General features: G+C 73.2%; 14 protein-coding genes. 9 read left to right on the forward strand and 5 right to left on the reverse strand.

Annotated elements, in window-relative coordinates; genetic code table 11:
• Positions 1-4: 4 nt before the first annotated feature.
• Positions 5-1,492 (reverse strand): hypothetical protein, encoded by a 1,488-nt coding sequence (locus V6U81_RS22165; protein WP_334491809.1) that lies wholly within the window; start codon positions 1,490-1,492, stop codon positions 5-7.
• Positions 1,493-1,698: 206 nt separating this feature from the next.
• Here V6U81_RS22165 and V6U81_RS22170 point away from each other — a divergent pair, with 206 nt between their 5' ends.
• Both V6U81_RS22170 and V6U81_RS22175 read left to right on the forward strand, forming a co-directional pair.
• Positions 1,699-2,469 carry an SGNH/GDSL hydrolase family protein gene (locus tag V6U81_RS22170; RefSeq protein WP_334491810.1) on the forward strand — a complete coding sequence of 257 codons (771 nt, stop codon included), beginning with the start codon at positions 1,699-1,701 and terminating at the stop codon, positions 2,467-2,469.
• Positions 2,470-2,471: 2 nt separating this feature from the next.
• Positions 2,472-2,918, forward strand: a complete 447-nt coding sequence (locus tag V6U81_RS22175) for an imidazolonepropionase-like domain-containing protein (protein WP_334491811.1) — start codon at positions 2,472-2,474, stop codon at positions 2,916-2,918.
• A 21-nt stretch (positions 2,919-2,939) separates the two neighbouring features.
• Here V6U81_RS22175 and V6U81_RS22180 read toward each other — a convergent pair whose 3' ends face one another.
• A complete protein-coding gene (locus V6U81_RS22180; RefSeq protein ID WP_334491812.1) occupies positions 2,940-4,151 on the reverse strand; it encodes a hypothetical protein in 1,212 nt (403 codons plus the stop codon).
• The gene (locus V6U81_RS22185; protein WP_334491813.1) at positions 4,144-4,671 is read right to left on the reverse strand and encodes an RNA polymerase sigma factor; all 528 of its coding nucleotides are present in this window, start codon (positions 4,669-4,671) and stop codon (positions 4,144-4,146) included. Before V6U81_RS22185 ends, V6U81_RS22180 begins: the two co-directional genes overlap by 8 nt.
• Positions 4,672-4,785: 114 nt before the next feature.
• Here V6U81_RS22185 and V6U81_RS22190 point away from each other — a divergent pair, with 114 nt between their 5' ends.
• A complete protein-coding gene (locus tag V6U81_RS22190) occupies positions 4,786-5,688 on the forward strand; it encodes a sulfurtransferase (RefSeq protein WP_334491815.1) in 903 nt (300 codons plus the stop codon).
• 48 nt (positions 5,689-5,736) lie between these two features.
• Here the strand turns inward: V6U81_RS22190 and V6U81_RS22195 are convergent, their stop codons facing one another.
• Positions 5,737-6,306 carry a TetR/AcrR family transcriptional regulator gene (locus V6U81_RS22195; RefSeq protein ID WP_334491816.1) on the reverse strand — a complete coding sequence of 190 codons (570 nt, stop codon included), beginning with the start codon at positions 6,304-6,306 and terminating at the stop codon, positions 5,737-5,739.
• A 101-nt stretch (positions 6,307-6,407) separates the two neighbouring features.
• Here V6U81_RS22195 and V6U81_RS22200 point away from each other — a divergent pair, with 101 nt between their 5' ends.
• Positions 6,408-7,571, forward strand: a complete 1,164-nt coding sequence (locus V6U81_RS22200; RefSeq protein ID WP_334491817.1) for an FAD-dependent oxidoreductase — start codon at positions 6,408-6,410, stop codon at positions 7,569-7,571.
• Here V6U81_RS22200 and V6U81_RS22205 read toward each other — a convergent pair.
• Positions 7,543-8,922: an MFS transporter gene (locus tag V6U81_RS22205; RefSeq protein WP_334491818.1), complete on the reverse strand. Its 1,380-nt coding sequence runs from the start codon at positions 8,920-8,922 to the stop codon at positions 7,543-7,545. The two genes, V6U81_RS22200 and V6U81_RS22205, sit on opposite strands and share 29 nt — an antisense overlap.
• A gap of 106 nt (positions 8,923-9,028) precedes the next feature.
• Here V6U81_RS22205 and V6U81_RS22210 point away from each other — a divergent pair, with 106 nt between their 5' ends.
• The 5 genes from V6U81_RS22210 (at position 9,029) to V6U81_RS22230 (ending at position 15,187) form a co-directional block, all read left to right on the forward strand.
• Positions 9,029-9,655 carry a TetR/AcrR family transcriptional regulator gene (locus V6U81_RS22210; RefSeq protein ID WP_334491819.1) on the forward strand — a complete coding sequence of 209 codons (627 nt, stop codon included), beginning with the start codon at positions 9,029-9,031 and terminating at the stop codon, positions 9,653-9,655.
• A gap of 89 nt (positions 9,656-9,744) precedes the next feature.
• The gene (locus tag V6U81_RS22215) at positions 9,745-11,112 is read left to right on the forward strand and encodes an acetyl-CoA carboxylase biotin carboxylase subunit (protein WP_334491820.1); all 1,368 of its coding nucleotides are present in this window, start codon (positions 9,745-9,747) and stop codon (positions 11,110-11,112) included.
• Between the two features lie 96 nt (positions 11,113-11,208).
• Complete coding sequence (locus V6U81_RS22220) at positions 11,209-12,129, forward strand: hydroxymethylglutaryl-CoA lyase (protein ID WP_334491821.1); 921 nt, start codon at positions 11,209-11,211, stop codon at positions 12,127-12,129.
• A 287-nt stretch (positions 12,130-12,416) separates the two neighbouring features.
• Complete coding sequence (locus tag V6U81_RS22225; protein WP_334491822.1) at positions 12,417-13,949, forward strand: acyl-CoA carboxylase subunit beta; 1,533 nt, start codon at positions 12,417-12,419, stop codon at positions 13,947-13,949.
• A gap of 83 nt (positions 13,950-14,032) precedes the next feature.
• On the forward strand, positions 14,033-15,187 hold the full coding sequence (locus V6U81_RS22230; RefSeq protein WP_334491823.1) for an acyl-CoA dehydrogenase family protein: 1,155 nt from the start codon (positions 14,033-14,035) through the stop codon (positions 15,185-15,187).
• Positions 15,188-15,279 lie beyond the last annotated feature (92 nt).

The raw sequence follows: 15,279 nt of genomic DNA on the forward strand, positions 1-15,279 counted from the left end.
GCGCTCAGCGCACCTTGTCCTTGAGGTACGCGAGCCACGCCTTCTCGAACTCCTCGTACGAGACGCCGAGCACCTCCCGGGTCACCTCGCCGATCTCCTTGCTGCGGTAGTGCTCGGCCACGAGCTGGAACATCTTCTGTTCCCCGTACTTCTCGACGATGTAGCCGATCGCCGAGTGGCCCAGCCAGTAGTGGTAGGTGACCCGGCCCTCCAGGTCCCAGGTCTGGATGCTCGGCAGCGAGTACGGGTAGCCGATCTCCCGGATCACCGCCCGCGCCTCGGTCGTACGCTCGCTGGTCGTCCAGGGCTTCCGATCGTGGCCGAGGTACTCCGCGAACCCCTCGACCACCCACGTCTCCCGTTCGCCCAGGAGGTACTTGCCGGGGCGGCGGGCGGTGAGGGTGCCGACCACGGCGTGGCCGATCTCGTGCCGGAAGATGTCCAGTTGCCGGCCCCGGGTGCCGTTGACGAAGTGGTACCTGTCGGCGACGTCGATCACCACGCGGGTGGCTCCGACCTCGGGGCGGCCCGCGTCGTCGTCGCCGTCGAGCACGCCCTCGGGCGGCACCGGGATCGCGACCCCGGACTCCTTGGGGGTCTCCTTCGTGGTCCGGTAGAGGGAACCCAGCTCCTTCTTGCCCTTGACCAGGGAGATGACGAAGCCGGGCGGCGCCTTGGCGGTCACCCCGCCGTCCCGCCAGGCCGCCAGGTCCGCGGTCGCTGCCTGCTCGGCGACGGGGGCGTACCGCTGGGCCTCCGCGCGCAACGGCGCATCGACGATCAGCAGGGTGTGCGGGGTCCGCTCGACGTGGATGCTCCGCCACTTGTCCCAGGGCGCCGGATAGTGGGTGATCGAGTCTCGCTTGCGTTCCTCAGGTCTGCCGCCGGCCCTGGTGACCTTCAACGGGGCGGCCTTGTCGGGCTGGACGATCGTCCACTGGTACCACTCCTCGACCGGGTTGAGGTCGAAGCCGTCGAACCGGTGCACGAACGCCACCGTCACGTCGACCTCGTATCCGCCACCGACCGGGCGGAAGTCGCTCTTCGTCAGGTACCGGTACCGGACGTCGGCCAGGGGCAACTTGCTGAGGTTCCGGAACAGGCTGGTCTGCCCCGCCACCAGGCCCTTCGTCGTCGGGTCGAACGGCGCCACGAACGCCTTCTCGTCCCGCTCCGTGAGCGCCCTGGTGTGCTCGGCCAGCAGCGCGTCGATCTTCTCCGGCCTGATCGGGTTGTACTTGTCGTCGAGCGCGTCGGCCGACGCGGCGTTCTGCCGATCGAGGTACGACTTGAGCACGAGCACCGATCCGGCGCACAGTGACAGCGCCAGCACCACCGAGGTGAGCACGATCCACAGCGCGCGGCGGGACTTCCGGCCGGTGGGCCGCACCGGCGGCGGACCGTACGGCCCCGGCGGAGCGGGGACGGGCCCGCCGTACGGCCCGGCGAGCCCCGGCGGGGGCGGGGGAACGGAGGGTCGTCCCTCGGTCATGATGGCGTCCTCGCTCGTGTCCGTGGAATCGGAGGCAGCGTCCGCACCGTCCCCGATCGAGTCGCGTCATTATTTCTGCCCACCCGTTCGTTTTCTGTCCCGTGCGGGCGGGCGGGGGCGTGGGCAGCGCCACGTCCGGCCGGCGTGTCCGACCTTCCCGGTCGATGCCAAACTGGTCGCCGCAGGCAACGACTGAGGGAGGCGGCGTGCGCTGGCGCAGCTTCGTGGCGGTGGGGGACAGCTTCACCGAGGGCATGGACGACGCGTACCCGGACGGCACCTACCGAGGCTGGGCCGACCTGGTCGCGACCCGGCTGGCCGCCGAGGCCGGCCCTGATTTCGGGTACGCGAACCTGGCGATCCGGGGACGCCTCTTCCCGAGCGTGGTCCAGGAGCAGGTGCCGGTCGCGCTGGCGATGAAGCCCGACCTGATCAGCTTCGCCGCCGGCGGCAACGACGTGCTGCGCCGCAACTTCGACCCGCACGCGCTGGTCGCCCGCTTCGACGACGTGGTTCGCGAGCTGCGCTCCGGCGGCGCCGACGTGATCCTCTTCCGGTTCGCCGACGTGATGGCCCGGCTGCCCGGCCAGCGCCTCGTCGCCCCCCGGATCGAGCTGCTCAACCGGTCCGTCGGGGAGACCGCCGAGCGGCACGGCGCCATCCTGGTCGACCTGTACGCCGACGACACGTTCCGGCTCAACCCGATGCTCTGGAGCACCGACCGGCTGCACCTGTCGGCCGCCGGGCACCGCCGGGTCGCCGGCCAGGTGCTGACCGCGCTCGGGGTGGGCTGCGACGAGGAGTGGCTGCTGGTCCCCGAGCGGCCGGCGCCGACCCCCTGGCTGGCCGCCCGCGCCGCCGACCTGCGCTGGGCCGGGCAGCACCTCGCCCCGTGGATCAAGCGCCGGCTGACCGGTCGCTCCTCCGGCGACACGGTCACCGCCAAGCGTCCGCTGCTCGGTCCGGTCACGGACTGACCGTGCGAACGATCCATGCCGCTTCTTTGCTGCGACTGAGCTCCCTCGACGAGCCGACACCGGACGGGGCGGTCCTCGTCGTGGGCGACCGGATCGGCGCGATCGGCCCGGCGGACGAGCTGACGCAGGCGTACCCCGAGGTGCGGGTGCGGCGGTGGGCCGGCACCCTCGGGCCGGCGCTCCTGCACGACGGACCGCTGCCCCCGGCACCCACCCCGCGCGAGCGGGTGCACGCCCTGTTCCGGCTCGGCGCCGGCGCGGTGCTCGCCGCCCACGTGGCCGATCCGGGCCTGCGTGCCGCCGCCGTCCGCAACGACGTCGCGATCCTCGAACGGGTACGTCCCACGGAGCTGATCCTGACCGGCCGCGCCGACCTGGCGGTCTTCGCCGAGGACGGCTCCTGCCTGGCCACGGTCGTTGCGGGCCGGCTGGTGCACCGCCGGGCCTGACCACCCGCCGGAGGCCGGCCGTCAGGAGAACCGGGTCCAGGTGCGGTCCACTCCCGAGCCGACCCCGACGATCCGCCAGGCGTCGTCGCCCTTGAGCACGATCGTGCCGTCCGGCAACGAGTTGACCGTCACCACACTGCTCCCGCTGTGTGCGAGGGCGTCCCGCAGGTCCGGCTGGTCGACGTAGCGGCCGTCGATCCAGTACCCGATGCGCCCGTGGCTGTTGACGAGGATCGCCCCGGCGCCGGCTGCGGCGAACCCGCCGTCGAGGGGCACGTTCGGCAGGCCCGGGCGCTGCTGCCAACGGGCGCCGACCAGCCGCCACACCCCACCCCGGCCGCTGTCGACCAGCCAGACCTCCGTGCCGTCCGGCGAGACGGCGGGACGCGCCTCGGCCGGTACCGCCGGCAGCCGCTGCCAGGTGATCCCGTCGTTGTCGCTGACCACCACCGTCGACCTGCCCTCCTTCATGGTGGTCACCCAGAGGCGGCCGTCACCGCCCTCGACGAGCTGGGGCCCGGCATCCGCGTCGAGGGAGAGCGGCGGCTGCTGCCAAGCCTTGCCCGATCCGACCCGGACCAGCTGGAAGCGCGCGCACTCCTGCTGCTCCCCGGGGCAGGTCAGCCGGAATCCGCTGGGCGAGGCCCAGGCACTCTGGGCCCCCAGCGGCGGGGCTGCGCCGGTGGGGACCCGGCGCACGCTGTCGGCAGGGCTGGCGAAGAAACGACTGGACAGCAGGAGGTACTCGCGATCCGTCGCGACGACGAGCTGCTCCGGGTCGTACGGCATCAGCTGGCCGCTGCCGTCGGAATCCGGGATGCCCCGCCCCTGCCAGGTCACGCCGCCGTCGGAGGTCCAGGCGACCGTCTGCCGGCAGTCGACCATGGCCTCCCGGGTACAGCCGTCGAGCAGCGCCCAGGCGTGTCGCGCGTCGACGAAGCGCAGGTCGGTCAGGCGGCCGGTCGCCCCGGGCACGGTCACCGTCCGCTCGGGCAACGGGCCCGACCCCAGGGCCGGTGGCGTGGGCCGGGGGGCGGCGTCCCGGCCGTCGACGGCGAGTACCCCCGTCGGAGCGCCCACCAGCAGGGCGGCGAGCCCGGCGAGCAGGCCGCGGCGGCGCCACCGACGCTCGCGTACCCGGCGCCGGGCCACCGCCACGCCCGGGGGGCGGAAGGTCGGCAGTGCGTCCGCCTCGAAATCGGCGAACAGTTCGGTCACCACGGTCTCAGGCATGGGGGTTCTCCGGTCGCTCGGTGAGGTGGGTGGCCAGCGCGGCGCGACCGCGGGACAGCCAGGAGCGGACGGTGCCCTCCGCCACACCCTCCTGCTCGGCGATCTCCCGCGTGCTCAGCTGGCCGAGGTGGTGCAGCACGATCGCCCGACGCTGGGACGCCGGCAGCGTGGCCAGCGCCCGGACCAGCGCCACCCGGTCCGGCTCCGGCCCGGCCACGTGCTCCTCGCGCTGGCGGGCCAGGTGGCGTACGGCGGTACGGACCCGGCGCAGCCGGCTGGTCGCCAGGTTCCAGGCGACCCGGCGGACCCAGGCGGACGGGTCGTCGTACCCGCTCACCCGGCCCCAGCGTTCCAGCAGCCGGCAGAACGCCTCCTGGGTGAGGTCCTGCGCCTCGGCGTGGTCTCCCAGATAGGCGTAGAGCTGTACGGCGAGCCGGTGGAAGTGCGCCTGGTAGAAGTCGGTGAAGTCCACGGCCGTCGGGACGACCCGGGGTGGTCCGGTCTCTTGCCGTACGGTCATCTCGATCCTCTGTGGTGAGCGGGTTCCCCACTGTCACGTGTGCGCCGCCACATCCGCTGCGCCCGATCGCGGATGGCCGGTCGTCGCCCTGACATCCGGCGTACCTTGGGGCTCATGCCTGTGCCGAGCGATCCGAATCCCCGCCTCCAGTCGTACGCCGATCCGCAGCGCCTGGTCACCACGGAGTGGCTGGCCGAGCACCTGGGCGACGAGGGCCTCGTCGTGGTGGAGTCCGACGAGGACGTGTTGCTCTACGACACCGGTCACCTGCCGGGCGCCGTCAAGGTCGACTGGCACACCGAGCTGAACGACCAGGTCACCCGGGACTACCTCGACGCGAAGAGCTTCGCCGAGCTCTGCGCGGCCAAGGGCATCGGCCGCGGCGACACGGTCGTCTTCTACGGCGACAACTTCAACTGGTGGGCCGCGTACGCCCTCTGGGTCTTCACCCTCTTCGGTCACCCGGACGTGCGGCTGCTCGACGGCGGCCGGCAGAAGTGGATCGCCGAGGGGCGCGAGCTGACCCGGGAGAAGGTGACCCGCCCCCGCGCCGAGTACCCGGTGCCGGAGCGCAACGACGCGCCGATCCGGGCGTACCGCGAGCAGGTCATGGCACACGTCGCCGCCGGCCGGCCGCTGGTCGACGTGCGCTCGCCCGCCGAGTACACCGGCGAGAAGCTGCACATGCCGGACTACCCGCAGGAGGGCGCGCTGCGCGGTGGGCACATCCCGGGCGCGGTGAGCAAGCCGTGGAAGTCCGCCGCGAACGACGACGGCACCTTCAAGTCGGCCGACGAGCTGCGGGCCATCTACACCGACCAGCTCGGGCTGAGCCCGTCGGACGACGTGGTGGCGTACTGCCGGATCGGTGAGCGGTCCAGCCACACCTGGTTCGTGCTGCACCACCTGCTGGGCTACCCGCAGGTGCGCAACTACGACGGCTCGTGGACCGAGTGGGGCAACCTGGTCCGGGCGCCCGTCGTCAAGGGCGACCAGCCGGGCGGGCTCGCCGGCTGACGGACCCACCAGGCGGACGGCCGCGACCCCTCGGGTCGCGGCCGTTCGTCATCGCGGGGCCGGCCCGGTGAGGTAGCGCTGGACGGTCGGCGCGACCCAGGCGATCAGCTCCGCAGGGTCGGCGTCGGCCACCGGGGGCAGGCGCACGACGTATCGGGTGAACGCCAGGCCGAGGATCTGGCTGGCCACCAGCCCGGCCCGCCGGGCGGCGGTGGCCGGGTCGGCGACGGTACGGGCCACCGCCGCGCCGAGCTGGTCGGCGAAGATCGTCCGCATCCGTTCGGCCGCGCCGGGGTTGGTGCTGGCCGTCCTCAGCAGTGCGACCAGGGTGCCGTCGCCCTCCCAGCGGTCCAGGAAGTGCCGGACCAGTGCCTCGCCGATCCGGTCGGCGGGCAGGTCGGCCAGCTCGGGCAGCCGCAGGTCGAACTCGGCCGCCGCGGCGAAGAGGCCCTCCTTGCTGCCGTAGTAGCGCATCACCATCGACGGGTCGATCCGCGCGTCGGCGGCGATGGCCCGGATGGTGGCCCGTTCGTACCCGTCGGCGGCGAACCGCTCCCGGGCGGCGCGCAGGATCGCGGCGCGGGTGGCGTCCGAGCGTCGGGTGGGCGGTGCGGTCATGTCCACGACTGTAGGCCAACAAGCGTTGACTTCGTAGCCGGGCCGCGCCTACCCTTGCCTACAAGCGTTGGCAAACAGTTGTTGGCAAATGGAGGTGGGACATGCTGCCCGAGCAGACCGACGTCCTGGTGATCGGAGCCGGCCCGACCGGCCTGGCCGTGGCGGCGACCCTCGCCGGACACGGGGTGGACGTGACCGTGGTCGACCGGGCGGCGGCGCCCGCGACCACCTCCCGCGCCGCCGTGGTGCACGCCAACACCCTGGAGGTGCTGGACCGGATCGGGGCCGCCGTGCCGCTGACCGACCGGGGCCTGCGCTCGGCCCGGTTCACCGTCCGGGACCGGGACCGGGTGCTGCTCACCGTCCCCTTCGGCGACCTGCCGTCCCGCTTCCCGTACGCGCTGCTGGTCTCCCAGGCCGAGACCGAGGCGGTGCTCGCCGACCGGCTCACCGCGCTCGGCGGCCGGGTGCTCCGGCCGTACGAGATGAGCGGCCTGGACCGCGGCGGCGTCGGCGCGGTGGTCCGGTTCACCGACGGTTCCACCGTGCGCGCCCGCTGGGTGGTGGGCGCCGACGGCATGCACAGCACCGTCCGCGAACTGGCCGGCATCGACTTCCCCGGGCCGACGGGCGACGGCGAGTCGTTCCTGCTCGCCGACGTACGAGTGCGCAGCGCGCTGCCCCGCGACGAGGTCTCGCTCTTCCTCGCCCGCTCCGGGCCGCTGGTCTGGGCACCGCTGCCCGACGGCCTGGTCCGGTTGGTCGCCGCCGTGGACGAGGCCCCCCGCGACCCGGACGCCGCCCTGCTCCAGGCCCTGCTCGACGAGCGCGGCCCGCAGCGCCGGCCGGACCGGGTGACCGAGGTGTGCTGGGGCTCCCGGTTCCGGATCCACCACCGGATCGCCGACACGTTCCGGGCCGGGCCGGTGCTGCTCGCCGGGGACTCCGCGCACGTGCACAGCCCGGCCGGCGGGCAGGGGATGAACCTCGGCATCTGCGACGCGGTCGCCCTCGGCGACGCGCTGGCCCAGGTGCTCGCCGGCGCGCCCGACACCGTCCTCGACCGGTACGCCGAGGCCCGCCGCCCGCTCGCCGAGGAGGTGGTCGGCTTCGCCGGCCGGCTCACCCGCCTGGCCACCCTGCCCCCGGCCGGCCGACCCCTGCGCGACCTGCTGCTCCGCGCGGTCTCCGCCGCCCCGCCGGCCCGTCGACGGCTCGCGCTGAACCTCTCCGGCCTCACCCACCGGGAGTCGATCCCCGGCTAGGCCGCGCCGCCGGGACGCCGGCAGCTCCTCGGGGCGTGGCGGGCTGCGGCCCCGGCTCTGCTCGCAGCACCCGCCACGCCACCGCGCTGACCAGCCCGAACACCACGGCCGCCGCCCCGACCACCGGTCCCACCCCGTACGCCGCCCCGGCCAGTCCGGCCAACGCCGCCCCGACGGGCGCGGTGAGCAGGCCGACCATCCGCTGCGCCGCGCCCACCCGACCGAGCATCCCGGTCGGCACGTGCCGCTGCCCGTACGCCGCCCAGAGGCTGTTCCACACCGTGCTCCCGGCGGCGAAGACGGCCAGCGCGACACCGCCGGCGACCGGCTGGCGGACCAGCGCGAACACGGTCAGCGCGACGGCCTGCGCAGCCAGCACGAGGCGCAACGCGACGACCGTCCCCGACCGGGCGGCCAGCCGACCGGCACCCAGCGCCCCGGCCAGCCCGCCCAGGATCGCGGCGGTCATGAACAGGCCGTACCCGCCCGGCGGGACGCGCAGCACGTCCAGCGCGTAGAGCACCAGTACCGCCAGCAGCCCGCTGATCGCCAGGTTGCTGCCCGCGGCCAGCACGGCCAGCCGCCACAGCACCGGCTCACCCCGCAGGAACCGCAGCCCCACCCCGATCTCCCGCCACACCGACGGTCGGCCCCCTCGCTCCTGACCAGGGCCGCCAGCCGGGCCGGTGCCCTCGGCGGATCCGGCCGGGTGAATGGAGACGGATCCGGCCGGGCGGGTGGAGGCGGATCCGGCTGGGTGGGTGGAGACGGGTCCGGCCGGGTGGGTGGAGAGGGCGAGGATGAGCAGGGCGGCGGCGGTGAAGCTGAGCGCGTCCAGGGCGAAGGGCAGCGGGGCCGAGGCCGCGAAGAGCAGACCGGCCAGGGGTGCGCCGAGGAAGCCGCCGGCCACGGCCGTACCGGCCTGGAGGCGACCGTTGGCCCGGGGCAGGGCGGCCGCCGGGACCACCGCCGGGAGCAGGGCGAAGGCGGCGGCGTCGAAGAGCGCGCCGAGCCCCGCGAGCAGGAACGCGGCACCGGCCAGCACCGTCAGGTCGGCCCGGCCGGTGGCCACCGCGACGGCCAGCCCGGCCACCACCGTCGCCCGCAGCCCGTCCACCGCGGCCATCGTCCGGCGGCGGTCCCAGCGGTCCGCGTACACCCCGCCGAGCAGGCCGAAGAGCAGCGGCGGGAGCTGCCCGGCCACGGTCACCGCGGCGATCGCGCGCGGGTCGCGGGTGAGGGTCGCGGCGAGCAGGGCCAGTGCCGGCGTACGCAGGGCGTCGCCGAACCGGGACGAGACGGTCGCGGACCAGAGCAGTCGGTAGTCCCGGCCGAGTGGGGAAGCGGTCATGCCGACGGACCCTGCGGCCTCAACCGGGTAAAGGGTCAAGCGGTGTGAGGCGACCAACGGGTAACCGAGCCTCCACCACGCTCCGCCCGCGGTCTAGGCTTGCCCGGTGGCGGTGGAGCAGCAGGCGCGGAGCGGGGCGGGCGGCGCGGCGGGCGCGGGTCGGCGCCGGTCCCGGCGCGACGAGATCCTGGAGATCGCGGTCGGCCTCTTCGCCGCCCGGGGCTACCACGGCGTGTCGATGGACGACATCGGCGCCGCCGCCGGGGTGACCGGGCCGGCCCTCTACCACCACTTCGCCGGCAAGGAGGCGATGCTGGCCGCCGCGCTGATCCCGGTCAGCGAGGGGCTGCTCGCCGGCGGGAAGGACCGCGCGGCCGGCCACCCGGACGACCCGCGTGGCGCGTTGGAGTCGCTGATCGACTTCCACGTCGACTTCGCGCTGGCCAACCCGGCGGTGATCGCGCTGCACCTGCACGAGCTGGACCGCCTCCCCGACGAGCCGCGCCGTCGCATCCGCAAGCTCCAGCGGCTCTACGTCGAGGAGTGGGTGAGCGTGCTGACCGCGCTGCACCCCGGCCTGCCGGACGGCGAGGCGCGGGTGCTGGCCCACGCCGCGTTCGGCCTGATGAACTCGACGCCGTTCCTCGGCGGCGAGGTCGACCGGCGGCGCCGCGCGGCGCTGCTGCGCGGGGCGACGCTGGCGGCCCTGCTCGCCCCCACCGACCCCGCCTGACACTCCGCCCGGGGCCGGGCGACTCGTGAGTAACGGGCGGCTCATGGTTCTCTGTCACCCGTCCCCACCCCTGGACGCTGGGAGGAAACATGATCGAGTCGCTGCTGGTCGCCAACCGGGGCGAGATCGCCCGCCGGATCATCCGTACCGCCAAGCGGCTCGGTATCCGCGCGATCGCGGTGCACTCGGAGGCCGACGCCGGCCTGCCGTTCGTCACCGAGGCCGACGAGGCGATCTGCGTCGGCCCGGCCAACCCCGCGCAGAGCTACCGGAACGTCGAGGCGATCCTCGCCGCCGCGAAGACCACCGGCGCACAGGCGATCCACCCCGGGTACGGCTTCCTGTCGGAGAACGCCGAGTTCGCCCGTACCGTCGAGGCCAGCGGCCTGATCTGGGTCGGGCCCGGCGCGGACGCGATCACCGCGATGGGCGACAAGATCAACGCCCGGAACCTGATGGCGGCGGCCGGGGTGCCGGTCGCGCCCGGGACCACCGAGCCCGCGGCCGACCTCGACGCGGCGGTCGCCGCCGCCGCGGAGATCGGCTACCCGGTGATGGTCAAGGCCGCGGCCGGTGGCGGCGGCATGGGCATGGGGGTGGCCACCGACGAGGCCGCGCTGCGCACCGAGTACGACAAGGTGCGCGCCTTCGCCGAGCGGATGTTCGGCGACGGCTCGGTGCTGCTGGAGCGGTACTTCCCCCGGGTACGCCACGTCGAGGTGCAGATCCTCGGCCTGGCCGACGGCCGGGTGGTGGCGCTGGGTGAGCGGGAGTGCTCGGTGCAGCGGCGCAACCAGAAGCTGGTCGAGGAGTCCCCGTCCCCGGCGGTCTCCCCGGAGCTGCGGTCGCGCTTCCTGGCGGCGGCCGTGCGGGCCGGCGAGGCGGTCGGCTACCGCAACGCGGGCACCGTCGAGTGCCTGCTGGTCCCGCGTCAGCGGGACTTCCAGGGTGATGGCCCCGGCTCCGAGGAATTTTTCTTCCTGGAGATGAACACCCGCCTCCAGGTCGAGCACCCGGTGACCGAGCTGGTCTACGGGGTGGACCTGGTCGAGGAGCAGCTGCGGGTGGCGGCCGGTCTGGCGCCGACCTTCGACCCGGCCGCGCTCGCCCCGCGCGGGCACGCCATCGAGCTGCGGATCAACGCCGAGGACCCGAAGCGCTTCCTGCCCGGCCCGGGCGTGGTGAAGACCTGGGTGGAGCCGACCGGTGAGGGGGTGCGGGTCGACTCGGGCTACGTCGCCGGCAACACCGTCACCCCGTTCTACGACAGCCTGATGGCCAAGCTGATCGTCAGCGGCGCGACCCGCGCCGAGGCGATCGATCGGGCCAAGGCGGCAGTGGCGAACTTCGAACTGACCGGCCCGAAGTGCAACCTCCCGTTCTTTGCCGAGCTGCTGGAGAACGAGGAGTTCCTTTCCGGCGACTACGACACCGGCATCGTCTCCCGGATGCGCTGACCCCTTCCCGGCCCCGGTGGGTGCGGCCACCGGGGCCCGGGTGGGAGGCTGGGGGTATCCCAGCAACAGCGTGACGTCACAGTGAGGTGACCCCTTATGACGGAACTGCCGGACTTCGTCTCCATCCGGGAGGTCGGGCCGCGGGACGGGCTCCAGAACGAGGACCCGATCCCCACCGACGCCAAGGTGCGACTGCTCGACGCCCTCTCCCGGACCGGGGTACGGCGGGTCGAGGCGGTGTCGTTCGTGCACCCGAAGGCGATCCCGCAGATGGCCGACGCCGACGAGGTGTGGCAGCGGGCCACCAGGGTCGACGGCGTGCGCTACTCGGCGCTGGTGCCGAACACCCGGGGCGCCCAGCGGGCCCTGGCCGCCGGCTTCACCGAGATCGAGGTGGTGGTCTCGGCCAGCGACACGCACAACCGGCGCAACGTCAACCGCTCCACCGAGGAGTCCCTGGACGACATCGCCGAGCTGATCGGCCTGCTGCACGGCGCGGGCGCCCGGGCCGAGGTGATCGTGGCGACCAGCTTCGGCTGCCCCTACGAGGGGGACGTCGACCCGTACCGGGTCGCCGGCATCGTCGACCGGGTGGTCCGCGACGGCGCGGACCGGGTCGCCTTCGGCGACACCACCGGCATGGGTACGCCCCGCCGGGTCCGCGAGCTGATCACCGCGGTACGCGACCGCAACGCCCACGTCCCGGTGCTGCTGCACTTCCACAACACCCGGGGCACCGCGCTGGCGAACCTGCTGACCGCGCTGGAGCTGGGGATCACCGAGTTCGACGCCAGCGTCGGCGGCCTCGGCGGCTGCCCGTACGCCCCGGGGGCCAGCGGCAACCTGGCCACCGAGGAGGCGGTGCACATGCTGCACGACATGGGCATCGACACCGGGATCGACCTGGACGCCCTGATCGAGGCGGCCGAGCTGGCCGAGGAGTTGCTCGGCAAGAAGCTTCCGTCGGGGGTGCTGCGCGCCGGCCCCCGCACCCGGCTCACCCCGCTGCCCGCCTGATCCCACGCCCGCCGGATCCCTGCTCGCCGATCCCCGCCTGGAGCGGGACGGGGTCGGATGTCGCGAAGAGCGGTATGACGCTCAGTCATATTTATGACGCCGAGTCATATCGCTCACCACGACATCCGACCCCGGAGCGCGACACGCCCACGCTCGGTCAACTCCCGGGTGGCCCGGCCAACCGAGCGGTGGGTCGTCGGAGGGGTCCCGAATGCGCTAGCCTAACGATCGTTCAGGTCAGTCGGTGCGCTCACGAGGTGGCCGGCACAGGTGGCGAGGGAGTCGGCGTGACGCTCGACGGTGAGGCACTGGAGCAGCTGCGCAAGCACTCCCGGGCCGGCGGTGCGGACAAGTACCACGCGGCGAACGCCGCCAAGGGCAAGCTCTTCGCCCGCGAGCGGGTCGCGCTCCTGGTCGACGAGGGTTCCTTCGTCGAGGACGGCCTCTACGCCAACGCGATGGCCGAGGGCCTGCCCGCCGACGGCGTGGTCACCGGCACCGCCACCATCGACGGCCGGCAGGTCTGCCTGATGGCCAACGACTCCACGGTCAAGGCGGGCAGCTGGGGCGCGCGTACCGTCGAGAAGATCATCCGGATCATCGAGCGGGCGTACTCCACCGGCGTGCCGATGGTCTACCTGGTCGACTCGGCCGGCGCCCGGATCACCGACCAGGTCGACCTCTTCCCCGGCCGGCGCGGCGCCGGCAAGATCTTCTGGAACCAGGTCCGCGCCTCCGGCTCCATCCCGCAGGTCTGCGCGCTGTTCGGGCCGAGCGCGGCGGGCGGGGCGTACATCCCGGCGTTCTGCGACGTGGTGGCCATGGTGGACGGCAACGCCAGCATGTACCTCGGCTCCGACCGGATGGTCGAGATGGTCACCGGCGAGAAGACCACGCTCGAAGCGATGGGCGGGGCGAAGGTGCACTGCGCCGAGTCCGGCGTCGGGCACTTCCTCTGCAAGACCGAGGCCGACGCGCTGGACGTGGTGCGGCGCTACCTGTCGTACCTGCCGGCGAACTGGACGCAGCAGCCGCCGGCTGCCGAGGCCGTCGAGGCCTCCGACAAGGTCGACCTGGCCGCGCTGGTCCCGGCCAGCGAGCGGCAGGCCTTCGACATGCGCCGGTACGTCAAGGGCCTGCTCGACGACGGCTCCTTCTTCGAGATCCAGGCGCTCTGGGCCAAGGAGCTGACCATCGGTTTCGGCCGGCTGAACGGCGAGGTCGTCGGCGTGGTCGGCAACAACTCGATGTTCAAGGGCGGAGTGCTCTTCGTCGACTCGGCCGACAAGGCGACCCGGTTCGTGCAGCTCTGCGACGCGTTCAACGTGCCGCTGCTCTTCCTCAGCGACGTGCCCGGGTTCATGGTCGGCAGCGTGGTGGAGAAGCAGGGCATCATCCGGCACGGCGCCAAGATGATCACCGCGATCTCCGAGGCGACCGTACCCAAGATCTGCGTGGTGGTTCGCAAGGCGTACGGCGCGGGCCTCTACGCGATGGCCGGCCCCGGTTTCGAGCCGGACGCCACGATCGCGCTGCCCACCGCCAAGATCGCGGTGATGGGCGCCGAGGCGGCCGTCAACGCGGTCTACGCCAACAAGATCGCCGCGATCGCCGACGCCGACGAGCGGGCCGCCTTCGTCGCCGCGAAGCGCGAGGAGTACGAGCGGGACATCGACGTCGTCCGGCTCGCCAGCGAGCTGGTGATCGACGCGATCGTCGAACCGCACGAGCTCCGCGACGAGCTGGTCCGCCGGTTCACCGCCGCCCGCGGCAAGGAACGGCACTTCTCCCGGCGCCGGCACGGCGTCACCCCGGTCTGACCTGCCCCGACCCGCACCACCCGACGCGGCGTCACGAGCGCCCGGCGGCCCGTCCACCCAGGACGTCCCACCAGGAGGATCAGATGGACTTCCGGCTCAGCGAGGAACAAGAGGCGCTGCGGGAGAGCGTGCGGGAGTTCGCCCGCGAGGTCGTCGCCCCGGTCATCGGCGAGCACTACGAGAAGCACACCTTCCCGTACGAGATCATCCGCCAGATGGGCAAGATGGGCCTGTTCGGCCTGCCCTTCGCCGAGGAGCACGGCGGCATGGGCGGCGACTACTTCGCGCTCTGCCTGGCCCTGGAGGAGCTGGCCCGGGTCGACTCCAGCGTGGCGATCACCCTGGAGGCGGCGGTCTCCCTCGGCGCGATGCCGATCTACCGATTTGGTACCCGGGAGCAGCAGGCGCAGTGGCTGCCGAAGCTGCTCAGCGGCGAGGCCCTGGCCGGCTTCGGGCTGACCGAGCCGGGCACCGGCTCGGACGCGGGCGGCACCCAGACCCGGGCGGTCCTGGACGAGGCGACCGACGAGTGGGTGATCAACGGCTCGAAGGCGTTCATCACCAACTCGGGCACCGACATCACCGCGCTGGTCACGGTGACCGCGGTGACCGGGATCCGTGAGGACGGCTCGAAGGAGCTCTCGACGATCATCGTCCCGTCGGGCACCCCGGGCTTCACGGTGGCGCCGGCGTACTCGAAGGTCGGCTGGAACGCCTCGGACACCCACGAGCTGACCTTCGACGACTGCCGGGTGCCGGCGGCCAACCTGCTCGGCGAGCGGGGTCGGGGCTTCGCCCAGTTCCTGCGGATCCTCGACGAGGGCCGGATCGCCATCGCCGCGCTCGCCGTCGGCCTGGCTCAGGGCTGCGTCGACGAGTCGATCAAGTACGCGAAGGAGCGCCACGCGTTCGGTCAGCCGATCGGCAACTACCAGGCGATCCAGTTCAAGATCGCCGACATGGAGCTGAAGGCGCACACCGCCCGGCTGGCCTACTACGACGCCGCCGCGCGGATGCTCGCCGGTGAGCCGTTCAAGCGGCAGGCGGCCATCGCCAAGCTGCACGCCAGCACCGTCGCGGTGGACAACGCCCGGGAGGCTACCCAGATCCACGGCGGCTACGGCTTCATGAACGAGTACCCGGTGGCCCGCTTCTGGCGGGACTCCAAGATCCTGGAGATCGGCGAGGGCACCAGCGAGGTGCAGCGCATGATCATTGCGCGGGACCTGGGCATGTGACGGGCCGGCAGGGTCCCGCCCCGGGCGGGGCCCTGTCGGATTTCCGCAGCCCTGCGTCGGCTGGACGACTCACCGCTGCCGGGCGTCGTATC

The organism is Micromonospora lacuserhaii, assembly GCF_036902735.1.
Taxonomy (GTDB): Bacteria; Actinomycetota; Actinomycetes; order Mycobacteriales; family Micromonosporaceae; genus Micromonospora.

Bases quoted from the DNA above. Each gene is read 5' to 3' on its own strand.
- V6U81_RS22165 (WP_334491809.1), bottom strand. From the start codon at position 1,492: ATGACCGAGGGACGACCCTCCGTTCCCCCGCCCCCGCCGGGGCTCGCC.
- V6U81_RS22180 (WP_334491812.1), bottom strand. From the start codon at position 4,151: ATGCCTGAGACCGTGGTGACCGAACTGTTCGCCGATTTCGAGGCGGAC.
- V6U81_RS22185 (WP_334491813.1), bottom strand. From the start codon at position 4,671: ATGACCGTACGGCAAGAGACCGGACCACCCCGGGTCGTCCCGACGGCC.
- V6U81_RS22190 (WP_334491815.1), top strand. From the start codon at position 4,786: ATGCCTGTGCCGAGCGATCCGAATCCCCGCCTCCAGTCGTACGCCGAT.
- V6U81_RS22195 (WP_334491816.1), bottom strand. From the start codon at position 6,306: ATGACCGCACCGCCCACCCGACGCTCGGACGCCACCCGCGCCGCGATC.
- V6U81_RS22200 (WP_334491817.1), top strand. From the start codon at position 6,408: ATGCTGCCCGAGCAGACCGACGTCCTGGTGATCGGAGCCGGCCCGACC.
- V6U81_RS22205 (WP_334491818.1), bottom strand. From the start codon at position 8,922: ATGACCGCTTCCCCACTCGGCCGGGACTACCGACTGCTCTGGTCCGCG.
- V6U81_RS22215 (WP_334491820.1), top strand. From the start codon at position 9,745: ATGATCGAGTCGCTGCTGGTCGCCAACCGGGGCGAGATCGCCCGCCGG.
- V6U81_RS22220 (WP_334491821.1), top strand. From the start codon at position 11,209: ATGACGGAACTGCCGGACTTCGTCTCCATCCGGGAGGTCGGGCCGCGG.
- V6U81_RS22230 (WP_334491823.1), top strand. From the start codon at position 14,033: ATGGACTTCCGGCTCAGCGAGGAACAAGAGGCGCTGCGGGAGAGCGTG.